The sequence below is a fragment of the Gibbsiella dentisursi genome, from assembly GCF_039539505.1.
Lineage (GTDB): Bacteria > Pseudomonadota > Gammaproteobacteria > Enterobacterales > Enterobacteriaceae > Gibbsiella > Gibbsiella quercinecans.
Genome location: NZ_BAABDG010000002.1, coordinates 382,845 through 407,591 on the forward strand (window position 1 = coordinate 382,845; position 24,747 = coordinate 407,591).

Sequence of the window (24,747 nt, forward strand, 5' to 3'; positions counted from 1 at the left end):
AATTTAATCTTCCAGTTGCGGTTGCGGGGAGTCGTCCGGAATTTTTACATGAACCTGGATGATACGTCGACTATCCGCCATCGCCACTTTAAATTGGTAACCTTCAATTTCAATGGTTTCCCCACGCGCCGGCAGGTGGCCGAACGCCTGCATAATCAGGCCGCCGATGGTATCGACTTCCTCATCGCTGAAATGGGTGCCGAAGGTCTCGTTGAAGTCTTCGATATCGGTCAGCGCGCGCACGGTATACATGTGGCGGCTAAGCTGGCGAATATCCACGTCTTCTTCATCGTCGTATTCGTCTTCGATCTCGCCGACGATCAGTTCCAGAATATCTTCGATGGTGACCAGGCCGGAAACGCCGCCAAACTCGTCAATGACGATAGCCATGTGATAACGCTGGGAACGAAATTCTTTCAGCATCCGGTCAACGCGCTTGCTTTCCGGCACCACCACTGCGGTACGCAGCACTTTATCAATGCTGAACGGTTCGGAGTCGGTGCGCATGAAGGGCAGCAAGTCCTTGGCCATCAGAATGCCTTCGATGTGATCCTTGTCTTCGCTGATCACCGGAAAGCGTGAGTGAGCGGATTCGATAATCACGTCCAGGCATTCTTCGAGCGTCTGGTTGCGTTTCAGCGTTACCATCTGGGAGCGGGGGATCATGATATCGCGCACGCGCTGTTCGGCGATATCCATCACGCCTTCCAGCATGTCGCGGGTATCGGGATCGATCAGATCGTTTTGTTCGGAATCACGGATCAGCTCTACCAGATCGCCACGGTTTTTAGGTTCGCCGTGGAACAGCTGATTAAGGATAAGAGTAAAGAACCCCTTCTTGGGACTGGGGCTGTCATTGCTTTGTGAATGGTCGTCGCTCATGGCGTTTTAGTTAATATCACTCATGTCAGAGTAGAGAAAGCCGGGCGTTGCCCCAGTACGGGGCAAACGGCCGGCGTTAAGCGGGGTCTTTTTCCGCGAGATACGGGTCTGGGTAGCCCATGGCCTGCATGATCTCGGTTTCCAAAGACTCCATTTCTTCGGCTTCATCGTCTTCGATGTGGTCATACCCTAGCAGATGAAGGCTGCCGTGGACAACCATATGCGCCCAGTGGGCTTCCAGCGCTTTGTTCTGCTCTGCGGCTTCCTGTTCAACCACCTGGCGGCAGATGATCAGATCGCCCAGCAGCGGCAACTCAATGCCCGGCGGCGCTTCGAACGGGAACGACAGCACATTGGTCGGCTTGTCTTTCCCGCGGTAGGTCAGGTTCAGGTTGTGGCTTTCGGCAACATCCACCAGGCGAATGGTCACTTCCGCCTCTTCCTGGAACTGCGGCAGTACCCCCTCTAGCCAGCGCTGGAAGGTGGCCTCGTCCGGCAGGCCGCCGCTGTCTTCGCAGGCGACCTGCAAGTCCAGAATAACCTGGCTCATGGCGCCTCCTGGCTGGAAGCCAGCTGGGCTTCGCGTTTGCGCTGCTCGGCAACCGCCTCTTTGCGTTTTTGCTCCGCCGCTTCCCAGGCTTCATAAGCGATAACCACGCGCGCGACCACCGGGTGGCGCACCACGTCTTCGCTATGGAAGAAGTTGAAGCTGATCTCTTCCACTTCCGACAATACTTCCACCGCGTGGCGTAGGCCGGATTTCTGGTTGCGCGGCAGGTCGATCTGCGTAACGTCGCCGGTAATCACCGCCTTGGAGTTAAAGCCGATGCGCGTCAGGAACATCTTCATCTGTTCGATGGTGGTGTTCTGGCTTTCATCAAGAATGATAAAGGCATCATTCAGCGTGCGGCCACGCATATAGGCCAGCGGCGCGACTTCAATCACGTTGCGTTCAATCAGTTTTTCAACGCGCTCAAAGCCCAGCATTTCGAACAGGGCGTCATACAGCGGCCGCAGGTAAGGATCGACCTTCTGGCTCAAATCCCCAGGCAGGAAGCCCAGTTTCTCACCGGCTTCCACCGCCGGGCGGGTCAGCAGGATACGGCGGATTTCCTGGCGCTCCAGGGCATCTACCGCGGCCGCAACCGCCAGATAGGTTTTCCCGGTGCCCGCCGGGCCAATGCCGAAGGTGATGTCGTGATCCAGAATATGGGCGATGTACTGGGCCTGGTTCGGCGTGCGCGGTTTGACCAGGCCGCGCTTGGTTTTGATGTTAACCGCTTTGCCGTATTCCGGCACGCTGTCGGCCACCTGCTCCAGCACCCGGCTCTCTTTAATGGCCAGATGGATTTGTTCCGGTTCGATATCGGGGATCACGCCGCGGATCGGGGCGGTGTCCACATACAGGTGGCGCAGAATATCAGCGGCGGCGTTCACGCACAGGTTCTTGCCCACCAGCTTGAAGCGGTTGTCACGGCGGTTGATTTCGATCCCCAACCGGCGCTCGAGTTGTTTGATATTGTCATCAAACGGGCCGCACAGACTGAGCAGGCGTTGGTTGTCTGCGGGCTCTAGCAGGATTTCTTGTGTTGCGACGTTCAAACTATTCCTCTAGGTCACATAGGGCCTGGTTGATAGCACGTAGCGCGTCACGGGACGCGCGCGGACAGGGCGAACCCTGATGGCTTACCTTGAATTATTCATGCTGTCGGGCATCGGCGCAAGTTTACCACTGCTGTTGTTAATAAAAACTGCTCGACAGGTGTGCATTGCAGGGGAAAAGCCCGCGCTGAACGGCTAGTGCTTAGGCATAGCCGGTGCGGAACTGGCTGGGGCTGACGCCAGTGTATTTTCTGAACACGCGCGAAAAATAGAACTGGTCTTCATAACCGACGATATTGCCGACGCTGGCGATGGGCATGCAGGTGGTGCTGAGCAGTAATTTGGCCTGGTTGATGCGCTGATCTTCGCGCCAGGTAAGCACGCTGACGCCAAGCTGCTGGCGGAACAGATGTGAAAGACGGGAAGGCGAGAGGCAAACGTGCTGCGCGACGCTGGCGATATTGACGCTACGGTCGGCCAGATGATCGCTGATAAAGTGGCAAGCGTCGCTCACCCGGCTGTCCAGCGGCGGTTTTAACGACGCGTTAATAACCTCCATGCGCCGCAGCAACAGTTGCTCCAGCAGGTTGATGGCCAACAGCTCCGAGTAATGCCCGGCATCGCGCCCTGCGTCGATCATCTGCTGAAACAGCTGTGCAAAGCGGCTCTGCTGCGTTTCGTCCGGGCGGAAGAAGCCGGTGCGGGCAAAAAGCACCGGCCAGTTCAACCACTCCTGCCAGTAGGCGCGCGGCCGAAAGTAGACCCACTGATGATGCCAGCGTTCACTTCGCGGCGCGCGCCCGTAGTGATGGATCTCGCCGGGCGGGAACAGCAGCATATCGCCGGGGCGGCACAGGTAGTGGCTGCCCAGGTTATTGATAATGCCTTCCCCGCGTACCGTCAGGTTGAGGATATAGCCTTTCATGCCCTGCGGGCGGTCGATGAAAAAATCCAGCGGCCCTTCGGCTTCGATCGGCGTCAGCCCGGCCACCAGATGCGCGTTGAAAGAGTAGCCCGGCAGCAGAGGATCGGTTTGTTTCTCATTCATCATAAGGCGGGTTCTCCAGGCGTTGAAAGAAACTGATTGTCCATGCGCCAGGGCGGCCATGGTGGGCTGAAACCCGGCTAAAAGCGAACGCGCGGCCAGCACGCGCTTCAGCCCGCGTGCGCGCCGGAATCGCCGTAATGGCAGGTTCTGCCTACGTCAGTGATGAGCATAGCCGCTTGCAGCCCGTGGGCCGGCATATCCGCATCAAGAGTTTGCGCTGCTTCACAATTTCCGCTGGCATAGCCGTTTTATCCATGTTTTCAGCGCATACCGCCTGACGCTTCTGCCCGGCCGGCCCCTATTGTCTATGCACATCTGATTCACTCGGGGAGTGCAAAAATGGCGATAGCGCTGGGTCTGGATTTCGGCAGTGATTCCGTCCGTGCGTTGGCGGTTGACTGTGCGCGGGGAACGGAACTGGCCACTCGGGTGGCCTGGTATCCGCGTTGGCGGGAAGGGCGCTATTGCGATGCCGCCAATAATCAGTTCCGCCATCATCCACGGGATTACATTGAGGCCATGGAGGAGGCGTTAATTGCCGTGCTGGCCGAGCTGGATGAGACGCAGCGCGCCGCCGTCTGCGGCATCGGCGTAGATAGCACCGGCTCAACGCCTGCACCGATCGACGCCGCGGGCGATGTGCTGGCGCTGCGCCCTGAATTTGCCGATAACCCCAATGCCATGTTTGTGCTGTGGAAAGACCATACGGCGGTGGAGGAAGCTGAAGCTATTACCCGGCTCTGCCACCAGCCGGGCCGGACGGATTATTCGCGCTATATCGGCGGTATTTACTCCAGCGAGTGGTTTTGGGCTAAGATCCTGCACGTGACCCGCGCGGATACTGCCGTCGCACAGGCGGCGGCGTCGTGGATTGAGCTGTGCGACTGGGTGCCGGCGCTGCTGTCCGGCACCACCCGGCCCCAAGACATCCGCCGCGGCCGCTGTAGCGCCGGGCATAAGTCACTGTGGCATGAAAGCTGGGGCGGCCTGCCGCCGGCCGAGTTCTTCGATAGCCTCGATCCGCTGATCAATCGACATTTGGCCTACCCGCTGTTTACCACGACCTGGACGGCGGAGCGCCCGGTCGGGCGGCTGTCGGCCGAATGGGCGCGCCGTCTGGGGTTGCCGCAAAGCGTGGTGATTGCCGGCGGGGCGTTTGACTGCCACATGGGCGCCGTAGGCGCCGGGGCGGCGCCGAATACGCTGGTGAAAGTGATCGGCACCTCGACCTGCGACATTCTGATCGCCGACAAAACCACGGTGGGGAGCCACGCGGTGAAGGGGATTTGCGGCCAGGTGGATGGCAGCGTGGTGCCGGGTTTTATCGGGCTGGAAGCCGGGCAGTCGGCCTTCGGCGATATCTACGCCTGGTTCGGCCGTTTACTCGGCTGGCCGCTCGATCAGTTGGCGCTGGCGCATCCCGAACTGCGCGAACAGCTCCAGCGCAGCAAACAACAGCTTTTGCCCGCGCTGACCGAAGCCTGGGCCAGCAATCCGTCGCTGGAGCACTTGCCGGTGGTGCTGGACTGGTTTAACGGCCGCCGCACGCCGAACGCCAACCAGCGGCTAAAAGGGGTGATTAGCGATCTCAACCTGGCGACCGACGCGCCGGCGCTGTTCGGCGGTTTGATCGCCGCCACCGCCTTCGGGGCGCGCGCCATCATGGAATGTTTTACCCAGCAGGGCATTGCGGTGAATGCGGTGATGGCGCTGGGCGGCATCGCGCGCAAATCGCCGGCCATCATGCAGGTGTGCTGCGACGTGCTTAATCGCCCATTACAGATTGTGGCCTCCGACCAATGCTGTGCGCTGGGGGCGGCGATTTTTGCCGCCGTCGCGGCGCGGCAACACCCGGATATTGCCGCCGCGCAGCGGGCGATGGCCAGCCAGATAGCGACCACGTTGCAACCGGCGCCTGCGCGCGCGGCGCGTTTCGATGCGCTTTACCACCGCTATCAGCAGTGGGCCGCCCGCGCGGAACCGCTTTATCTCCCCTCTGCCGCGCCGTCCGGCGCACCGGCAGCTCCGATCCACTAAGGACACGACGATGACTATTTTTTCCCAATACGAAGTGTGGTTTGTGATTGGCAGCCAGAAGCTCTACGGCGAGCAAGCGCTGCGCCAGGTGACTCAACACGCGGAACAGGTGGTGAATGCGCTTAATGCCGAAGGAAACCTGCCTTGCAAACTGGTGCTTAAACCGTTGGGCACCAGCCCGGACGAGATCACGGCGATCTGCCGCGAAGCCAATTATGCCGAGCGCTGCGCCGGGCTGGTGGTGTGGTTGCACACCTTTTCGCCGGCCAAAATGTGGATCAACGGCCTGAGCATCTTGACCAAGCCATTGCTGCAGTTTCACACCCAGTTCAATGCCCAGATCCCTTGGAACAGCATCGATATGGACTTCATGAACCTGAACCAGACCGCGCACGGCGGCCGGGAGTTCGGCTTCATCGGCGCCCGTATGCGCCAGACGCACAGCGTGGTTACCGGCCACTGGCAAGATCCGCAAAGCCGTATGCGGATTGGCGCCTGGATGCGTCAGGCGGTATCGAAGCAGGATACCCGCCAGCTGAAAGTGGCGCGCTTCGGCGACAACATGCGTGAAGTGGCGGTTACCGAAGGCGACAAAGTGGCGGCGCAGATCACGTTCGGCTTTTCGGTCAACGGCTATGGGCTGGGCGATCTGGCGGAAGTGGTCGATGCCGTTAGCACCGGCGACGTCAATGCGCTGGTGGATGAGTATGAGTCATCCTATCGCCTGACGCCGGCGGCGCAGGTTCACGGCGAAAAACGGCAGAACGTGATTGATGCGGCGCGCATTGAGCTGGGCATCAAACGCTTCCTGGAGGAGGGCGGATTCCACGCTTTCACCACCACCTTTGAGAATCTGTATGGCCTGAAACAGCTGCCGGGGCTGGCGGTGCAGCGGCTGATGCAGCAGGGCTACGGCTTTGCGGGCGAGGGTGACTGGAAGACCGCGGCGCTGCTGCGCATCATGAAGGTGATGTCATCAGGGCTGCCGGGCGGCACGTCGTTTATGGAGGATTACACCTATCACTTTGAGGCCGGCAACGATCTGGTGCTCGGCTCCCATATGCTGGAGGTTTGCCCGTCTATCGCCACCGAGGAGCAGCCGATTCTGGACGTGCAGTTCCTTGGCATCGGCGGCAAAGCGGATCCGGCACGGCTGATTTTCTCGACCCGCAGCGGGCCGGCCATCAACGCCAGCCTGATCGATTTGGGCGACCGTTTCCGTTTGCTGGTCAACGCCGTGGAAGCGTTGGATACGCCGCACCCGCTGCCGAAGCTGCCGGTGGCGAACGCGCTGTGGAAGGCCCTGCCGGATCTGCACACCGCCGCCGAAGCGTGGATTATCGCCGGCGGCGCGCATCACACTGTCTTCAGCCAGGCGTTGACGCTGGACGACCTGCGCCTGTTTTCCGAACTGCATGACATCGAACTGACGGTCATTGATAACGATACCCGGCTGCCGGCCTTTAAAGACGCGTTGCGCTGGAACGCGGTGTATTACGGCGGTAAACGCTAGGCTGACACTGTTTGGAGAACGCCTATGTTTAGTGAATTAAAACGACAGGTGCTGGCGGCGAATCTGGCGCTGCCGGCACACCGGTTGGTGACCCTGACCTGGGGCAACGTCAGCGCGGTGGATCGCCAGCGCGGCGCGGTGATTATCAAACCTTCGGGCGTCGACTACGACCTGATGACGGCGGACGACATGGTGGTGGTCAGTCTGGCCACCGGCGAGGTGCTGGAAGGGAGCAAAAAGCCCTCTTCCGATACGCCGACCCACCGCTTGCTGTACCAGCGTTTCCCGCAGATTGGCGGCATCGTGCATACGCATTCGCGCCATGCCACCATCTGGGCGCAGGCGGGGCTGCCGATCCCGGCAACCGGCACGACCCATGCCGACTACTTTTACGGCGACATTCCCTGTACGCGCAAAATGACCGATGCGGAGATCAACGGCGACTACGAGTGGCAAACCGGCGCGGTGATTGTGGAAACCTTCCGCGAGCGCGGCATCACGCCGGCGCAGATGCCGGGCGTGCTGGTGCATTCGCACGGGCCGTTCGCCTGGGGCAACGATCCGCAAGATGCCGTTCATAATGCGATTGTAATGGAGGAGGTGGCCTATATGGGCATCATGTGCCGCCAACTGGCGCCCCATCTGCCGGGCATGCAGCAAACTCTGCTGGATAAACACTATCTGCGCAAGCACGGCGAGCGGGCCTATTACGGCCAGTAGCTTGTCACCGTTGGGGAAAACGCGGTAGGGCGGGCCGCCTTACCGCATTGAGGGGAAGGATCAGTTCTTTTTCACAAATTCGGATTTCAGCTTCATCGGGCCAAAACCGTCGATTTTGCAGTCGATGTTATGATCGCCTTCCACCAGACGGATATTTTTTACCTTGGTGCCAATTTTCAGCATGGAAGAACTGCCCTTCACCTTCAGATCTTTGATCACCGTAACCGCATCGCCGTCGGCCAGCAGGTTGCCGTTGGCATCCTTGACGATCAGCGCGTCGTCATCCTGTTCCGCCGCCTGGTCGTTCCATTCGTGGGCGCATTCAGGGCAGATATACAGTTCACCGTCCTGATAGGTGTATTCGGAATTGCACTTAGGGCAGTGTGGGAGTTGCATTGTTATGTTGCCTCATTAATCAAATAAAAAAAGAAAATTACCGGGCATTACTGCCCGGCAGGAAAACGAAATAAGAACGCAAAAAACCGCGGTTTATTGTGATACGTAACGCGGCGTTAGGGTTGATAGGTACCGACACCCAGCTCATTTTCTTTGCGCGTGCGGGCAATCACCGCCTGCGGGGATTCATGTACGCGCAGTTCCATCTGCTGCTCGGTGCGTACTACCTCGCCGCGCAGCGAGTTGGGGTACACATCGGTAATTTCAACGTCGACAAACTGGCCGATCATATCCGGCGTGCCTTCGAAGTTCACCACCCGGTTGCATTCGGTGCGCCCGGCAAGCTCCATCACGTTTTTGCGGGAAGGACGTTCCACCAGAATGCGTTGAACGGTGCCCAGCGTGCGGCGGCTGAACTGCATGGCCTGCTGCTGAATGCGCTCTTGCAGAATATACAGGCGCTGCTTTTTCTCTTCTTCGCTGACGTCATCCACCATGTCCGCCGCCGGGGTGCCGGGGCGCGGGGAATAAATAAAGCTGAAGCTGTTGTCGAAGTTAACCTCGGCAATCAGGTTCATGGTCTGCTCGAAATCGGCCTGGGTTTCCCCCGGGAAGCCGATGATAAAGTCAGAGCTCAACTGGATATTGGGGCGCGCTTTACGCAGCTTGCGGATGATCGATTTATATTCCAACGCGGTATGCGCGCGTTTCATCATCGTCAGGATACGGTCGGAGCCGCTTTGCACCGGCAGGTGCAGGAAGCTGACCAGCTCCGGCGTGTCTTCATACACTTTGATGATGTCATCGGTGAATTCAATCGGATGGCTGGTGGTGAAGCGGATGCGATCGATACCGTCGATCGCCGCCACCAGGCGCAGCAGCTCGGCAAACGAACACATGCCGCCGTCGTAGGTCGCGCCGCGATAGGCGTTCACGTTCTGGCCCAGCAGGTTGACTTCACGCACGCCCTGAGCGGCCAATTGGGCGATTTCAAACAGAATATCGTCGATCGGGCGGCTGACTTCTTCACCACGGGTGTAAGGCACCACGCAGAAGGTACAGTATTTGTTGCAGCCTTCCATAATGGAAACAAAGGCGGTGGGGCCTTCTGCGCGCGGTTCCGGCAGGCGATCAAACTTCTCGATTTCCGGGAAGCTGATATCAACGATCGGGCTGCGGGTGCCCTGCACGTGATTAATCATTTCCGGCAGGCGGTGCAAGGTCTGCGGGCCAAAAATGACGTCAACGCACGGCGCACGCTGGCGGATATGTTCGCCTTCCTGTGAGGCCACGCAGCCGCCAACGCCGATAATCAGATCCGGTTTGTTCTCTTTTAACTGCTTCCAACGGCCTAACATTCCGAAGACCTTTTCCTGCGCTTTTTCACGGATCGAGCAGGTATTAAGCAGCAACACATCTGCTTCTTCAGGGTTGTCGGTCCACTGATAACCGTGCGTACTCCCCAGGAGATCGGCCATTTTTGATGAATCGTATTCGTTCATCTGGCAGCCCCAGGTTTTGATATGTAGTTTCTTTGTCATTAACTTGCCATTACTCAGTGCGGAGTGAAAGTTGCGTTAAGCGACATGCTGGGCGCCTATTGTAAACATTTGCCGGCTTGGTGACCAGCCTGGGAAACATGGCCCGTAGCCTGATACGGGATGAAAAATCCGGTACACTGGGGCCAGGATCCCAATAAGCATAGCCAAAATGAAGATGACAGAAAAACGGATGGACGCCGTGGTAGTGGGCGGCGGGATGGTCGGGGCAGCCGCGGCGCTGGGGCTGGCGCAGGCCGGGTTCCAGGTTGCGCTGTTGGAGCACCAGCGGCCCGCGGCGTTTGATCTTGCCAGCCCGCCTGATCTACGCATTTCCGCCATTGGCTGCACGTCGGTGGCGTTGCTACGGCAACTGGGGGCATGGCCGGCGGTGGAACAGATGCGCTCTGCCCCGTATCGGCGCCTGGAAACCTGGGAGTGGGATTCTGCGCGCGTGGCGTTTAATGCGGCATCGCTCGGGTTGCCTGAACTGGGTTTTATGGTTGAGAACCGGGTGCTGCAGTTGGCGCTGTGGCAGCAGATTGAGCGCTGCGATGCCATCACGCTGTGTTGCCCCGCCAGGCTAAGCGCGCTGCAACGTGACGGTGCGCTGTGGCGGGTGGCGCTGGACAACGGTGAGGTGTTGCTGGCCCGTCTGGTCATCGGCGCCGATGGGGCGCATTCGCAGGTGCGAAAACTGGCGGCGATCGGCACCAGCGGTTGGCAATACCGCCAGGATTGCATGTTGATCACGGTACGCACCGGGGCGCCGCAGCAGGATGTCACCTGGCAACGGTTCTTCCCCTCCGGGCCGCGCGCGTTTTTGCCGCTGTTCGATGACTGGGCTTCGCTGGTGTGGTACGACAGCCCGCAGCGCATCCGCCAACTGCAGGCGCTGCCGATGGCGCAGCTTGAACGCGAAATCACAGCAGCATTCCCTGCGCGGCTGGGCGCGGTGAAAGCACATGCCGCCGGGGCTTTCCCTTTGGTGCGCCGCCATGCGCAGCGCTATGTCCTGCCGGGGCTGGCGCTGATTGGTGATGCGGCGCATACCATCAACCCCCTGGCCGGCCAGGGCGTGAATCTGGGCTATCGCGACGTAGAAGCGCTGCTGGATGTGGTGAACCGCGCGCGTGAAAACGGCGAAGATTGGGCAGCGGCTTCGGTTCTGGCCCGCTACCAGCGCCGGCGCCGCACCGACAACCTGCTGATGCAAAGCGGCATGGATCTGTTCTATACCGCGTTCAGCAACAACCTGGCGCCGCTGGGCGTGCTGCGCAATCTGGCGCTGATGGCCGCCGAACGCGGCGGCAAGCTGAAAGAGCAGGCCCTCAAATACGCCCTGGGTTTGTAAGTAATGTCAATGTGCCGCCCGCCGGTGAGCGCGGGCGGCGTAATTCCGGCCCACCCTGTGCCAGGCGTGGCAGAGCCGTAAACTGTGCCCCAGGGCTACGGCGCCCCTTTTGCCGCCATGCCAGGCTACCACTTTCCTTCCCTTGAGCCCGCCAGCGGGTGATTCATCTCTATTGTTTCCTTCTCCGTGGCCCGCGCCGGTGGGCAGGGAACGAAAGGTCGGATGCATGTACTTTTCTGCTGCCTATCGCTGTTTTGTGACGGTAGTCAAAATGTTAACAGCTGGCTAAATTCGCTGAATGTATGAACAATCCTGCTGTTCTTCCCGTATGTGATAGCGCTCTATATTCTGCCGGGCATTAACGGCTAAAAAGTAAATCGTCTGTCTCTTTCTGGGGAAGCGTTTCGCACTAAGTCGGTGTTTTTACGCCATCCAGACCGGAAGTACCCTATTGATAACGTTTACACGCATTAAGCCAATGGCGGCGTAAGTGACGAAAAAACGACCGGAGAACATCATGCATAAATTCATTAAGACGATGGCCGTGCTTGGCCTGGCCGCAGTTATGTCACATTCGGCTATGGCGGCGAACATGAAGCTGGGTTTTTTAGTTAAACAGCCGGAAGAACCGTGGTTCCAGACGGAATGGAAGTTTGCCGATCAGGCCGGGAAAGATCTCGGTTTTGATGTGATTAAAATTGCGGTACCGGATGGCGAGAAAACGCTCAACGCCATCGATAGCCTGGCGGCCAGCGGCGCGAAAGGCTTTGTGATTTGTACGCCGGATCCCAAACTGGGGCCGGCTATTGCGGCGAAGGCCCGCAGTTATGACCTGAAAGTGATCGCCGTCGACGATCAGTTCGTCAACGCCAAAGGGCAGCCGATGGAAACCGTTCCGCTGGTGATGATGGCGGCAACAAAAATTGGCGAGCGCCAGGGCCAGGAGCTGTGGAAGGAGATGCAAAAGCGCGGCTGGCAAGTGGAAGACACGGCGGTGATGGCGATTACCGCTAACGAACTGGATACCGCACGCCGCCGCACCACCGGCTCAATGGATGCGCTGAAAGCGGCCGGCTTCCCGGAAAAACAAATCTATCAGGTGCCGACGAAATCCAACGATATCCCCGGCGCGTTTGATGCGGCCAACTCAATGCTGGTACAGCACCCGAACGTGAAAAACTGGCTGATTGTCGGCATGAATGACAACACGGTGCTCGGTGGGGTTCGGGCGACGGAAGGGCAGGGGTTCAAAGCGGAAAACGTCATCGGCATCGGCATTAACGGCGTGGATGCCGTCAGCGAACTGTCGAAAGGACAGGCGACCGGTTTCTACGGCTCGCTGTTGCCCAGCCCGGATATTCATGGCTACAAGAGTATCCAGATGCTGCACGACTGGATCGCCAACGGCGTTGAGCCGCCGAAGTTTACCGAAGTCACCGATGTGGTGCTGATTACGCGCGAGAACTTTAAAACCGAACTGAAGAAAAAAGGGCTGATGTAAGTGCCGAAGGCGCCGCGCGCCGATAACGCGCGGCTACGACCAGGCGCGGCCAGGAGGATGCGCCATACGCCATGGTGTGATCGCCCGGCCACAGCGGGCATGACGTTACGAGGAAATCGCGATGACAGCACAGTCACCTTATTTGTCGTTCCACGGGATAGGCAAGGTATTTCCGGGCGTTAAGGCGCTGGATGACATCAGCTTTGCCTGCTATGCCGGCCAGATCCATGCACTGATGGGCGAGAACGGGGCCGGCAAATCCACGCTATTGAAGATTCTGAGCGGCAACTATACGCCCACCCAAGGGGAAATCCGCATTAACGGGCAGGCGGTGCGTTTCAACACCACCACCGACGCCCTGAATGCCGGCGTGGCCATTATTTATCAGGAACTGCATTTGGTGCCGGAAATGACGGTCGCCGAGAATATTTACCTCGGCCAGTTGCCGCATAAAGCCGGGCTGGTGAATTATTCGCTGCTGCGTTATGAAGCGAAACTGCAACTGGAGCATCTCGGGCTGGATATCGATCCGGACACCCCGCTGAAATACCTGTCTATCGGCCAGTGGCAAATGGTCGAAATCGCCAAGGCGCTGGCGCGCAACGCCAAGATCATCGCGTTTGACGAACCGACCAGTTCGCTGTCGGCGCGGGAGATCGAACAGCTGTTTCGGGTTATCCGCGAATTGCGCAGCGAGGGGCGGGTCATTTTGTATGTGTCACACCGCATGGAGGAGATTTTCGCGCTGAGCGATGCCATCACCGTCTTCAAGGACGGGCGCTATGTGCGGACGTTTGACGATATGCAGCAGGTTAATCATGAAAAACTGGTGCAGGCGATGGTTGGCCGCCAACTGGGCGATGTCTTCGGCTATCAGCCGCGGCCGCTCGGCGCCGCGCGCCTGACGTTAAATGCGGTTAAAGCGCCCGGCGTGAAAGCGCCGATTTCCTTCAGCGTGCAAGCCGGGGAAATCGTCGGGCTGTTTGGTCTGGTGGGCGCGGGGCGCAGCGAACTGATGAAAGGCCTGTTCGGCGCGACCCACATTACCGCAGGCGAGGTGTTGCTGGATGGCAAAAAGCTGACGCTCCGCTCGCCTGCCGATGCGATCCGCCAAGGGGTGATGTTGTGCCCGGAAGATCGTAAGGCCGAAGGCATTATCGCCGTGCACTCGGTGCGCGAGAACATCAATATCAGCGCGCGGCGCAGGAATCTGAAGGCCGGCTTTGTGATTAATAACCCGTGGGAGGCGGAAAACGCGGAAAAACGCATCCAGGCGTTGAATATAAAAACGCCGTCGGCCGCCCAGCTCATCATGAACCTGTCGGGGGGAAACCAGCAGAAGGTGATCCTGGGGCGCTGGCTGTCGGAAGAGATGAAAGTCATTTTGCTGGACGAACCGACGCGCGGCATAGACGTCGGCGCACGGCATGAAATCTATCACGTCATTTATCAGTTGGCGAAGCAGGGCATTGCCGTGCTGTTTGCGTCAAGCGATTTACCCGAAGTGCTCGGACTGGCCGACCGCATCATCGTCATGCGCGAGGGCATGATTTCCGGCGAGTTACAGCACGATGAGGCCACTGAGCAGAAAGCGCTGAGTCTGGCAATGTTACGCACCCCGGATATTGCGTCCGCGGTAGCCTGATTGCGAAGGAGCACTGAACATGTCCACTGTTACCACAACGCCTGAAAAACCAAAACGGCACATAGGGCTTTCCCGTATCTGGGATAATTACGGCATGCTAGTGGTGTTTGCCGTGCTGTTCTTGGCCTGCGTAGTGTTTGTGCCGAACTTTTCCAGCTTTATTAATATGAAAGGCTTGGGGCTGGCGATCTCCATGTCGGGCATGGTGGCCTGCGGCATGCTGTTTTGCCTGGCCTCCGGCGATTTCGATCTGTCGGTGGCCTCCATTATTGCCTGCGCCGGCGTCACCACGGCGGTGGTGATTAATATGAGCGAAAGCCTGTGGCTCGGCGTCGGCGCCGGGCTGCTGCTGGGGATGGGGTTCGGGCTGATTAACGGCTTCGTGATCGCCCGTTTGAAAATCAATGCTCTGATCACCACCCTGGCCACGATGCAAATCGCCCGTGGCCTGGCCTATATCATTTCCGATGGTAAGGCGGTAGGGATCGAAGATGAGCGTTTTTTTGCGCTCGGCTACGCTAACTGGCTGGGGTTGCCGGCGCCGATTTGGATCACCGTCGCCTGCCTGATTCTGTTCGGCCTGCTGCTGAATAAAACCACCTTCGGGCGCAATACGCTGGCTATCGGCGGCAACGAGGAAGCGGCCCGGTTGGCGGGCGTGCCGGTCGTGCGCACCCGTATCATTATTTTCGCCTTGTCCGGCCTGGTCTCGGCCGCGGCCGGCATCATTCTGGCTTCGCGTATGACCAGCGGCCAGCCGATGACCTCGTTGGGCTATGAACTGATCGTGATTTCCGCCTGCGTGCTGGGCGGGGTTTCGCTAAAAGGCGGGATTGGCAAAATTTCGTATGTCGTCGCCGGGGTGCTGATTTTGGGCACGGTGGAAAATGCCATGAACTTGCTGAATATTTCCCCGTTCGCGCAGTATGTGGTGCGCGGGGTGATTCTGCTGGCGGCGGTGATTTTTGACCGCTACAAACAGCTGGCGAAGAAAACGATCTGACTGGGCTGAATTAAACAGCTAATTCAGCGCGTAGCGCAGTGCAAGGCTCTGGCCGCCCGGCCAGCGCTTTCTGTCGCCCATAAGAAAACGGAGCGTAACCTTTCGGCTATCGCTCCGTTACTCGCTGACGTATCAGCTAAATTGGCTGGGGTACGAGGATTCGAACCTCGGAATGCCGGAATCAGAATCCGGTGCCTTACCGCTTGGCGATACCCCAAAAGATGGTGGCTACGACGGGATTTGAACCTGTGACCCCATCATTATGAGTGATGTGCTCTAACCAGCTGAGCTACGTAGCCATAGTACTTCGTACTTCTTTGATTTGCAAGCTGTTTATGATGGCTGGGGTACCTGGATTCGAACCAGGGAATGCCGGTATCAAAAACCGGTGCCTTACCGCTTGGCGATACCCCATCAGCTTAGCAAACCTTTCTGCTGAACCCCTTTCCATGAAAAGATGGCTGGGGTACCTGGATTCGAACCAGGGAATGCCGGTATCAAAAACCGGTGCCTTACCGCTTGGCGATACCCCATCAGCAGAATATGCAACAACCAGCGATGAAGAGAGTGGTGCGGGAGGCGAGACTTGAACTCGCACACCTTGCGGCGCCAGAACCTAAATCTGGTGCGTCTACCAATTTCGCCACTCCCGCAAAAAGATGGTGGCTACGACGGGATTTGAACCTGTGACCCCATCATTATGAGTGATGTGCTCTAACCAGCTGAGCTACGTAGCCATCTTTTTCGCGCTGCCTTCATCAGCGTTGCGGGGCGCATTATGCGTATATGACCGATTTGCGTCAACAAGTTTTTTCCCGAAAAAGCCGCCGCCGCTGCCGTTTGTCTGGCTTGTGAACAGTATGGTGATAAAAACAGCAATTAGAGTGTTTGCAGGGCAAAAGTGTAATAAAAAGGCGAACCTGGAGGTTCGCCTTGTGGGTACCGCCAGCCCGCTTATTGGTAGGCAGACTGGTGCACGCCAACCGCACGGCCGGATGGATCGTCCATTTTCTTGAAGGACTCATCCCATTCAATCGCCTTGGCGGAAGAACAGGCCACTGACGGGCCGCCAGGCACACATTCTGCCGCGCTTGGCAGCGGGAACAGCTCTTCAAAAATTTCGCGGTACAGGTAGCCTTCTTTCGAGGTCGGCGTGTTGTACGGGAAACGGAAATGTGCGTTTTCAAGCTGTTGATCGGTGATTTGCTTCGCAGCCACTTCTTTCAGCGTATCAATCCAGCTGTAGCCAACGCCGTCGGAGAACTGTTCTTTCTGGCGCCAAACCACGCTGGACGGCAGATAAGACTCAAAGCACTCGCGCAGGATGTGTTTTTCCATTTTGCCGTTGCCGCACATTTTGTCCTGCGGGTTGATGCGCATCGCGACGTCGAGGAATTTTTTATCCAGGAACGGTACGCGCGCTTCCACGCCCCAGGCTGACATGGCTTTGTTGGCACGGGCGCAGTCGAACATATGCAGCGCCTGCAGTTTGCGCACGGTTTCTTCATGCAATTCCTTGGCGTTTGGCGCCTTGTGGAAATACAGATAACCGCCGAACACTTCGTCCGAACCTTCACCCGACAGCACCATTTTGATGCCCATCGCCTTGATTTTACGCGACATCAGGTACATCGGCGTTGAGGCGCGGATGGTCGTGACATCGTAGGTTTCGATGTGGTAAATCACATCGCGGATAGCATCCAGGCCTTCCTGCACGGTGAAGTGAATCTCATGGTGCACGGTGCCCAAATGGTTGGCCACTTCCTGCGCGGCGCGCAGATCCGGTGAGCCTTCCAGCCCAACGGCGAAGGAGTGCAACTGTGGCCACCAGGCTTCGCTACGCTCTGCATCTTCAACGCGGCGCGCGGCATATTTTTTGGTGATCGCGGAAATGACTGATGAATCCAGCCCGCCCGACAGCAACACGCCGTATGGCACGTCGGACATCAGGTGGCTTTTTACGGATTCTTCCAGCGCATCGCGCAGTTCGTTGGCGTCGGTGACGTTGTCTTTAACGTTTTCGTAATCGAACCAGTCGCGCTGATAGTAGGAGCGAATTTCACCGTCCTGGCTCCACAGGTAGCTGCCCGCCGGGAATTCTTTAATCGTGCGGCAGATTGGCACCAGCGCTTTCATTTCGGAAGCGACATACAGGGTGCCATTTTCGTCGTAACCCATGTACAGCGGGATGATGCCCAAGTGGTCACGGCCGATCAGGTAAGCGTCTTTTTCACTGTCGTACAGGGCGAAAGCGAACATGCCCTGCAGTTCGTCAAGGAATTCCGGGCCTTTTTCCTGATACAGCGCGAGGATCACTTCGCAGTCGGAGCCGGTTTGGAACGCATAGCGTTCGCTCAGTTGCTGACGCAGCGCCTGATGGTTGTAGATTTCACCGTTAACCGCCAGCACATGGGTGTGAGCGGCGTTGTATAAAGGTTGCGCACCGTTGTTAACGTCAACGATGGACAGGCGTTCATGCGCAAGAATGGCTTTATCGCTGGCATATACGCCAGACCAGTCTGGGCCGCGGTGGCGCATCAGGCGCGACATTTCCAGCGCTGTTTTGCGCAGTTCCGTGGGATCGGATTTCAGATCAAGCGCGCCAAAAATAGAACACATACAAACTCTCCTAACGACTTTTCGTGGTGTTATTTATAGCAGCATTGCCGTTTTATCCCCGTCATATTTCAAGCTGCACAAGCGTTGGCTTGCTACTCGAATTATTCAGGCTTTGCCAGAGTATCTGGCGGTATAGCTGCGTTGTGTTTATGAAAATGCGTCAAAAGGGCCGGTAGATGCAAGCGTTTTAACGCCGGCCGGAAAAATAGTTGTTGGCGGGGGGCGGAAAATTAGCGGATCTTCATTTTTAAACGCCTAAAGTTAGCGAATATTCAATTTTCATCCGGATGCGTCTTTTTTATACAAAGTGAATCGGGCGTTTGCTGAAATGGTGTTTTGCGCCGTCAGGGCGGCATAAAGGCAGCTTTGGGCAACGGGCGTTTGCTAAGGCGGCGCATGGCCGCCGTGGCGTATTTGCCTGGCGGTGCGGCCGCCGGGGGATCAGAATATGGTGATATCGCTGACGGATGGGAATATGTAGCTCGGGCGGAACGGCATGGTTTCCACATCGTTGAGGGTGGAAACCCCGGACAACACCAGCACGGTTTCCAGCCCGGCCTGGAAGCCCGCCAGAATATCGGTGCGCAGGTTGTCGCCGACGATCACCGTGTCTTCCGAATGCGCCTGCATCTTATTGAGCGCGGCACGGATAATCCACGGGCTGGGTTTGCCAACGTAGAAAGGCACGCGGCCGGTGATTTTTTCAATCGGGGCGCACAGCGCGCCGCAGGCGGGAACAAAACCGTGGCCGTGGGTATCCGGATTGGTGGCGATAAAGCGGGCGCCGTTATTCACGAAATAGGCCGCCTTGTGCATCATATCCCAGTTATAGGAGCGGGTTTCCCCAACGATGACAAAATCCGGGTTGATATCGGTAATGGTAAAGCCGGCCTTGTACAGCTCGTGGATCAGCGCGCCTTCCCCCACCACATAGGCCTTTTTACCTTCCTGGCGGCGTAGGAAATCGGCGGTGGCCATGGCGGAGGTATAAAACGCGCTTTCCGGCACTTCCAGCCCGGCGGCGGCAAAGCGGTTTGCCAAATCCTGCGCGGTCTGGGAAGGATAGTTGGTCAGAATAACCAGCGGCATGCCTTGTTCCTGGATGCGCGCTAAAAACAGATCGGCGCCCGGGATGGCCGTATTGTCATGCATCAGTACGCCGTCGATGTCACAGATAACGTTTTTTATGGTCATTGTTTACGGTTCTCATAATAGCAGCAGGGCAAGGCGTGAAAATAACATGCCTTGCCGCGCGAAGGCTCAGCTTTCCAGCAGCCGCTGTAATAGCACGCCGTTGAGCATGGCCCGCTTAACCAGCGCAAAAGCGCCAATGGCGGATTGATGGTTGAGTTCGGAGGTGACTATCGGCAGATTTTTGCGGAAGTCTTTCAGCACCTGGGTATTCACGCAGCTTTGAATGGCCGGCAGCAACACTTTCTCGGCTTCGGTAATTTCGCCGGCGATCACCACTTTCTGCGGGTTGAACAGGTTAATGGCGATCGCCACGGCTTTGCCCAGATCGCGGCCGACGTGTTCGATCACTTCGCTGGCCAGCAGATCGCTGCGGTTGGCGGCCTTGCAGATGGCGCTGATGTTACAGTCGTCCAGCGTCAGTTTGCTCGGGTAGCCTTGCGTCAGCAGGTTGCGCACCCGGTGTTCGATGGCGGCATTGGCGGCCACGGTTTCCAGGCAGCCGAAGTTGCCGCAGTGGCAGCGCTCGCCGAGGGGATCGATCTGGATATGGCCAATCTCGCCGACGTTGCCGTTGGTGCCGAGGAAGATCTGCCCGTTGACGATAATCCCGGCGCCGGTGCCGCGGTGCAGCCGCACCAGGATGGAATCTTCGCAGTCGCGCGTGGCGCCAAAGTAGTGCTCTGCCAGCGCCAGGCTGCGGATATCGTGGCCGACAAAGCTGGTGACGTTAAAGCGCTGCTGCAGGTTATCCACCAGCGCCCAGTTATTCACGCTGATATGCGGCATATAACGCACCACGCCCTGCACTGGATCTACCAGGCCGGGCAAAATAACGGCAATGGCGATCAGTTCGCGCAGCTTGCGCTGGTAGCTTTCAATAAATTGAGCGATGGCGGCAAACAGCGCGTGTTCCAGCGTCTCTTGCGTCCGCTCGGGCAGCGCATAGTGCTCTTCGCCCAGCGATTTACCGCTCATGTCGTACAGGGTAATCGTGGCGTCGTAGCGGCCAAGCCGCACGGCGATGGTATGGAAATAGCGGGTTTCCGTTACGATGGAGATCGCACGGCGCCCGCCGGTAGAGGCTTGCTGATCGACTTCTTTGATCAGCCCGCGCTCCAACAACTGGCGAGTAATTTTAGTGACACTGGCGGGGGCAAGCTGGCTCAGTTCGGCAATTTGAATACGCGAGATCGGGCCTTGCTGGTCGATCAGGCGGTAAACGGCGGCGCCGTTGAGCTGTTTAACTAAATCAATATTACCTATTTGTGCCTGGCCACCGGTGCTCATCAAAATGTTACTCGCTGTTCATTAATTATACCTCGTTACCGTTAACGAGAGTCTTGGTGATTTTATAATCACGGGTAAAAGCGGTCAGGTTAGCGACCTTGCCGGCCTCGACGGTGCCTAAGCGATGAGCCACGCCGATGGCGCGCGCCGGGTACAGCGTTGCCATCCGCAGCGCTTCATCCAGCGCAATGCCGATATGTTCCACGCTGTTTTGCACCGCTTGGATCATGGTCAGCGCGGACCCGCTCAGGGTACCGTTGGCGTCTACGCAAATTCCGTCGCGATAGTATATTGTTTTACCGGCAAAAATAAATTGATCAATATCGGCGCCTGCCGGAGCAGTCGCGTCGGTGACCAGCACCAATTTATCACCTTTAATACGTTTAGCGTTACGGATACTCGCCCAGGCCACGTGATGGCCGTCGGCGATGATACCGGTATAGATCTCTGGCGTATCAAACACCGCGCCGATCAGGCCCGGTTCGCGGCCGGTGATATAAGGCATGGCGTTGTACAAATGGGTGGCGAAAGTGATGCCCGCAGCAAAGCCGGCGCGGGCTTCGGCGTAGGTGGCGTTGGCATGGCCGGCGGAAACGATGATGCCGGCTTCAGACAACTGGCGGATAACGTGCGGCTCGACCATTTCCGGCGCCAGCGTGATTTTGCTGATGGCATCGGCATGGGCGCACAGGTAATCCACCATCTGGCTGTCGGGCTTGCGGATAAACGCCGGGTTGTGGGTGCCTTTTTTCACCGGGTTGAGGTAGGGCCCTTCCAGATGCAGGCCCAGCGCCTGATTCGGGTGTTTTTTCAGATAGGCACGCATCACTTCGATGCCGTGCTTCATAAATTCGTCGCTGCAGGTGATCAGCGTCGGCAGATAGCTGGTGCAGCCGGATTTTTCATTGGCGCGCTGCATGATTTCCAGCGTTTCAACCGAGATGGCTGCCAGCGAATCGTTAAACTGCACGCCGCCGCAGCCGTTAAGCTGAACGTCAATGAAACCGGGGGCTAGCATGGCGCCACCCAGATCGCGCGTTTCGATCCCGGCGGGCAGCTGGTCTTGTGGGCAGACCCGTTCAATCAGGCCATCAGCAATGACAACCGCGTGGTTATCAAGCACATCGTGGCCGGTGTAGATACGGCCGTGAGTTAAAGCGAACATGTAGCCCCCTGCAGAGATTAAAGATTTTTCATGTTTTCCGCTTCTAACGCGCGGAAATACTTAACGGTTTTGACTTTCAATTCCATCGTGGAAGGCTCGTCGCAAACCATAACGGCTTTGGCATGCAACTGCAGGCAACTGATCGTCCACAGGTGGTTGATATTACCTTCCACCGCGGCCGCCAGCGCTTGCGCTTTGGCATGGCCGGTAACCAGAATCATCACTTCTTCGGCATCCAGCAGCGTGCCGACGCCTACGGTCAGGGCATATTTAGGCACCAGATTGACATCGCCGCCAAAGAAGCGTGAGTTGGCAATGCGGGTCTCTTCGGTCAATGTCTTGATGCGGGTGCGAGAGGCCAGGGATGAGGCCGGCTCGTTAAACGCAATGTGCCCGTCAATGCCGACGCCGCCCATAAACAGGTGAATCTTACCGTAAGATTTGATTTTCTCTTCATAGCTACGGCACTCAGCGTCCACATCCGGCGCATTACCATTCAGCAGATTGATATTTTCGCGCGGGATATCAATGTGATCAAATAAATTACGGTACATGAAGGTGTGATAGCTTTCCGGGTGCTCTTGCGGCAGACCAACATATTCATCCATATTGAAGGTAACCACATGTTTGAAGCTGACTTCACCGGCTTTGTGCATGGCGATCAGGTGTTTGTATGCTTCCAGCGGCGTACCGCCAGTGGGCAGCCCGAGAACGAACGGGCGCTCTGTGGTGGGGTTGAACGCCTTGATGCGTTGCACAATATGGCGTGCCGCCCATTTGCCGACTTGTGCGGTATCTTGTAGTGGTATCAGTCTCATCATACACCTCTGTAAGTAAACTAAAACGGGAGCGAAACGGGCCCTGGGCAGGAGCTCTAAGCGTAACTCAGCTTGATGGCTCCTGTATGAATCACCGCATGCTTTGATTTTTCGAATCATAAAATAAGTTTTGTGTTGTGGCTAGCAATACGGTTATAAAAGACTCATTATTAGTGATGTGCATCACAAATAATGAGGTTTTAATTTGCGATGAAAAATATTCTTTTTACACTCGGTGCGAGTCATGCGTGCCATGGAGTTTTCCAAAAAGTAGTGAGTAGCATCAATAACAACTAATAAGATTCCGCTCGCGGATCAGTAGGGGGAAAAGGTGAATATTCTTAGTTATTTACAAAAAGTAGGCCGGGCCCTGATGGTGCCGGTTGCCACGCTACCGGCAGCCGCAATCCTGATGGGGGTGGGGTATTGGATCGATCCCGTCGGCTGGGGGGGCGATAATGCGTTTGCCGCATTGTTGATCAAATCCGGTTCGGCCATCATTGACCACATGGCTGTGCTGTTTGCCATTGGTGTGGCTTATGGCATGTCGAAAGACAAAGACGGCGCCGCCGCGCTGACCGGCTTTGTCGGCTTCCTGGTGCTGACCACCCTGTGTTCACCTGCCGCCGTCTCAATGATCCAAAAAATCCCGGTGGAGCAGGTGCCCGCCGCGTTCGGTAAAATAGAAAACCAGTTCGTTGGTATTCTGGTGGGGGTGATCTCGGCGGAGATATACAACCGCTTCAGCGGCGTTGAACTGCCGAAGGCATTGTCCTTCTTCAGCGGCCGCCGCCTGGTGCCGATCCTGATCTCTTTCCTGATGATCCTCGTTGCTTTCATCCTGATGTATGTCTGGCCGATGATCTTCAACGCGCTGGTGAGCTTCGGTGAGCACATCCAGAAAATGGGCGCGGTTGGCGCCGGTATTTATGCCTTCTTTAACCGCCTGTTGATCCCGGTCGGTCTGCACCATGCGCTGAACTCGGTGTTCTGGTTTGACGTCGCCGGGATTAACGATATCCCTAACTTCCTCGGCGGCCAGCAGTCCATCGATGCCGGCAAAGCGGTGGTGGGCATTACCGGCCGCTATCAGGCTGGTTTCTTCCCGATCATGATGTTCGGCCTGCCGGGGGCGGCGCTGGCGATTTATCAATGCGCGCGCCCGGAGAATAAGGCAAAAGTGGCTGGGATTATGCTGGCTGCCGGCTTTGCGGCCTTCTTTACCGGCATCACCGAGCCGCTTGAGTTTTCCTTCATGTTTGTGGCCCCGGTGCTGTATGTGATTCACGCGGTGCTGACCGGGATCTCGGTGTTCATCGCCGCCAGCATGCATTGGATTTCCGGCTTTGGCTTTAGCGCCGGGCTGGTGGATATGATGCTGTGGGTGCGCAACCCGCTGGCAACCCACTGGTATATGCTGATCCCGCAAGGGTTGGTGTTCTTCGTCATTTACTACCTGGTGTTCCGCTTCACCATCACCCGGTTCAACCTGATGACGCCGGGGCGTGAACTGGCGGCTAGCGGTGATGAGAGCGACGGTTATGATGTGAATGTGGATAACAGCGCCAACCAGGGTGAAAGTGAAACCTCCGCGCTGGCTCGCCGCTATGTTTCCGCCATTGGCGGTAGCGATAATCTGACGGGGATTGATGCCTGCATCACCCGCCTGCGCCTGAATGTAAAAGATTCTGCGCTGGTTAATGATGGCCTGGCGAAACGCCTGGGCGCTTCCGGGGTGATCCGGTTGAACAAGCAGAGCGTGCAGATTATTGTCGGCACCCGTGCCGAACTGATCGCCAGCGCGATGCGCAGCGTTATTTCCGCCGGCCCGGTTGCCGCCGCGGTTGCAGCGGCGGCGGTTGAACCCGCCACCCAGGCCAAACCGCAGGCGGTACCGAATGCGCCGAAGGCGGCGTTCCAGCGCTTGCTGGCGCCGATCACCGGTGAGGTGGTGCCATTGGAGCAGGTGCCGGATGAAGCCTTTGCCAGCAAAGCTGTCGGGGAAGGCGTTGCCATTCGCCCAACCGATAAAACCGTCGTGGCGCCGGCAGACGGCACCGTGGTGAAAATCTTCAACACCGACCATGCGTTTTGCCTGGAAACCGATAAAGGCGCCGAAATTGTCGTCCACATCGGCATTGATACCGTGGCGCTGAACGGCCAGGGCTTTAAACGCCTGGTGCAGGAAGGCGAGGCGGTGAAAGCCGGCCAGCCGGTTCTGGAGCTGGATCTGGCTTTCCTGAATGCCAACGCGCGCTCAATGGTGAGCCCGGTGATCGTCAGCAACATTGAAGACTATGCCGGCCTGGCCGAATTGGCCAGTGGGCAGGTGGTGGCCGGCCAGACCCCGCTGTTTGAGATCCAAAAATAAGGCGTAAAGCCAGGGCGCGCTATCGCAGATAGCGAAAACGGCCTGAATAATGAG

19 protein-coding genes and 6 tRNA genes are annotated in these 24,747 nt (G+C 57.6%); 8 read left to right on the forward strand and 17 right to left on the reverse strand.

Annotation, left to right across the window (positions count from 1 at the left end; translation table 11 throughout):
• Positions 1-3: 3 nt before the first annotated feature.
• The 4 genes from corC to araC form a co-directional block, all read right to left on the reverse strand.
• On the reverse strand, positions 4-882 hold the full coding sequence (gene corC, locus ABFX35_RS02185; RefSeq protein WP_279023974.1) for a CNNM family magnesium/cobalt transport protein CorC: 879 nt from the start codon (positions 880-882) through the stop codon (positions 4-6).
• A gap of 76 nt (positions 883-958) precedes the next feature.
• Positions 959-1,432 (reverse strand): rRNA maturation RNase YbeY, encoded by a 474-nt coding sequence (gene ybeY, locus ABFX35_RS02190; protein ID WP_121554798.1) that lies wholly within the window; start codon positions 1,430-1,432, stop codon positions 959-961.
• Entirely contained in the window at positions 1,429-2,484 is a 1,056-nt protein-coding gene (locus ABFX35_RS02195) for a PhoH family protein (RefSeq protein ID WP_346078918.1), read from the reverse strand. The genes ybeY and ABFX35_RS02195 overlap by 4 nt, the downstream gene beginning before the upstream one ends.
• A gap of 202 nt (positions 2,485-2,686) precedes the next feature.
• Complete coding sequence (gene araC / locus ABFX35_RS02200) at positions 2,687-3,532, reverse strand: arabinose operon transcriptional regulator AraC (protein WP_346080825.1); 846 nt, start codon at positions 3,530-3,532, stop codon at positions 2,687-2,689.
• Positions 3,533-3,871: 339 nt separating this feature from the next.
• Here araC and ABFX35_RS02205 point away from each other — a divergent pair, with 339 nt between their 5' ends.
• Genes ABFX35_RS02205 through araD form a run of 3 tightly spaced genes read left to right on the forward strand, consistent with a single transcriptional unit; the run spans position 3,872 to position 7,802 of the window.
• The gene (locus ABFX35_RS02205) at positions 3,872-5,569 is read left to right on the forward strand and encodes a ribulokinase (RefSeq protein WP_346078920.1); all 1,698 of its coding nucleotides are present in this window, start codon (positions 3,872-3,874) and stop codon (positions 5,567-5,569) included.
• Between the two features lie 10 nt (positions 5,570-5,579).
• Positions 5,580-7,082: an L-arabinose isomerase gene (araA, locus tag ABFX35_RS02210; protein ID WP_346078922.1), complete on the forward strand. Its 1,503-nt coding sequence runs from the start codon at positions 5,580-5,582 to the stop codon at positions 7,080-7,082.
• 24 nt (positions 7,083-7,106) lie between these two features.
• Positions 7,107-7,802 carry an L-ribulose-5-phosphate 4-epimerase gene (gene araD / locus ABFX35_RS02215; protein ID WP_346078923.1) on the forward strand — a complete coding sequence of 232 codons (696 nt, stop codon included), beginning with the start codon at positions 7,107-7,109 and terminating at the stop codon, positions 7,800-7,802.
• Positions 7,803-7,862: 60 nt separating this feature from the next.
• Here araD and ABFX35_RS02220 read toward each other — a convergent pair whose 3' ends face one another.
• Both ABFX35_RS02220 and miaB read right to left on the reverse strand, forming a co-directional pair.
• A complete protein-coding gene (locus tag ABFX35_RS02220) occupies positions 7,863-8,198 on the reverse strand; it encodes a zinc ribbon domain-containing protein YjdM (protein WP_095845469.1) in 336 nt (111 codons plus the stop codon).
• Between the two features lie 116 nt (positions 8,199-8,314).
• Positions 8,315-9,739: a tRNA (N6-isopentenyl adenosine(37)-C2)-methylthiotransferase MiaB gene (miaB, locus tag ABFX35_RS02225; protein ID WP_279023983.1), complete on the reverse strand. Its 1,425-nt coding sequence runs from the start codon at positions 9,737-9,739 to the stop codon at positions 8,315-8,317.
• Between the two features lie 169 nt (positions 9,740-9,908).
• Between miaB and ubiF the strand changes: the two genes are divergently transcribed.
• The 4 genes from ubiF to araH all read left to right on the forward strand — a co-directional run bounded on the left by ubiF (position 9,909) and on the right by araH (position 15,239).
• On the forward strand, positions 9,909-11,090 hold the full coding sequence (ubiF, locus tag ABFX35_RS02230; protein ID WP_346078925.1) for a 3-demethoxyubiquinol 3-hydroxylase: 1,182 nt from the start codon (positions 9,909-9,911) through the stop codon (positions 11,088-11,090).
• A 517-nt stretch (positions 11,091-11,607) separates the two neighbouring features.
• Positions 11,608-12,591 carry an arabinose ABC transporter substrate-binding protein gene (locus ABFX35_RS02235; RefSeq protein WP_346078927.1) on the forward strand — a complete coding sequence of 328 codons (984 nt, stop codon included), beginning with the start codon at positions 11,608-11,610 and terminating at the stop codon, positions 12,589-12,591.
• Positions 12,592-12,712: 121 nt separating this feature from the next.
• The gene (araG, locus tag ABFX35_RS02240; protein WP_346078929.1) at positions 12,713-14,236 is read left to right on the forward strand and encodes an L-arabinose ABC transporter ATP-binding protein AraG; all 1,524 of its coding nucleotides are present in this window, start codon (positions 12,713-12,715) and stop codon (positions 14,234-14,236) included.
• Between the two features lie 19 nt (positions 14,237-14,255).
• Positions 14,256-15,239, forward strand: coding sequence for an L-arabinose ABC transporter permease AraH (gene araH / locus ABFX35_RS02245; RefSeq protein ID WP_346078931.1), 984 nt, complete (start codon positions 14,256-14,258; stop codon positions 15,237-15,239).
• A 142-nt stretch (positions 15,240-15,381) separates the two neighbouring features.
• Here araH and ABFX35_RS02250 read toward each other — a convergent pair.
• From ABFX35_RS02250 to nagB, 11 genes are all read right to left on the reverse strand, one after another.
• Positions 15,382-15,456, reverse strand: a tRNA-Gln gene (locus ABFX35_RS02250).
• Between the two features lie 5 nt (positions 15,457-15,461).
• Positions 15,462-15,538 (reverse strand) — tRNA-Met (locus ABFX35_RS02255).
• 40 nt (positions 15,539-15,578) lie between these two features.
• A tRNA-Gln gene (locus ABFX35_RS02260) sits at positions 15,579-15,653 on the reverse strand.
• A gap of 44 nt (positions 15,654-15,697) precedes the next feature.
• Positions 15,698-15,772, reverse strand: a tRNA-Gln gene (locus ABFX35_RS02265).
• A gap of 35 nt (positions 15,773-15,807) precedes the next feature.
• Positions 15,808-15,892, reverse strand: a tRNA-Leu gene (locus tag ABFX35_RS02270).
• 7 nt (positions 15,893-15,899) lie between these two features.
• Positions 15,900-15,976 (reverse strand) — tRNA-Met (locus tag ABFX35_RS02275).
• Positions 15,977-16,193: 217 nt separating this feature from the next.
• Complete coding sequence (gene asnB, locus ABFX35_RS02280) at positions 16,194-17,858, reverse strand: asparagine synthase B (RefSeq protein ID WP_121554790.1); 1,665 nt, start codon at positions 17,856-17,858, stop codon at positions 16,194-16,196.
• Positions 17,859-18,299: 441 nt separating this feature from the next.
• Complete coding sequence (locus ABFX35_RS02285) at positions 18,300-19,052, reverse strand: HAD-IIA family hydrolase (RefSeq protein ID WP_095845459.1); 753 nt, start codon at positions 19,050-19,052, stop codon at positions 18,300-18,302.
• A 66-nt stretch (positions 19,053-19,118) separates the two neighbouring features.
• A complete protein-coding gene (nagC, locus tag ABFX35_RS02290; RefSeq protein WP_279029240.1) occupies positions 19,119-20,339 on the reverse strand; it encodes a DNA-binding transcriptional regulator NagC in 1,221 nt (406 codons plus the stop codon).
• A 25-nt stretch (positions 20,340-20,364) separates the two neighbouring features.
• Positions 20,365-21,504: an N-acetylglucosamine-6-phosphate deacetylase gene (nagA, locus tag ABFX35_RS02295; RefSeq protein WP_095845457.1), complete on the reverse strand. Its 1,140-nt coding sequence runs from the start codon at positions 21,502-21,504 to the stop codon at positions 20,365-20,367.
• Between the two features lie 17 nt (positions 21,505-21,521).
• Positions 21,522-22,322 (reverse strand): glucosamine-6-phosphate deaminase, encoded by an 801-nt coding sequence (gene nagB / locus ABFX35_RS02300; protein ID WP_346080827.1) that lies wholly within the window; start codon positions 22,320-22,322, stop codon positions 21,522-21,524.
• A 331-nt stretch (positions 22,323-22,653) separates the two neighbouring features.
• Here nagB and nagE point away from each other — a divergent pair, with 331 nt between their 5' ends.
• Positions 22,654-24,693, forward strand: coding sequence for an N-acetylglucosamine-specific PTS transporter subunit IIBC (gene nagE, locus ABFX35_RS02305; protein ID WP_279027066.1), 2,040 nt, complete (start codon positions 22,654-22,656; stop codon positions 24,691-24,693).
• Positions 24,694-24,747: the final 54 nt, after the last annotated feature.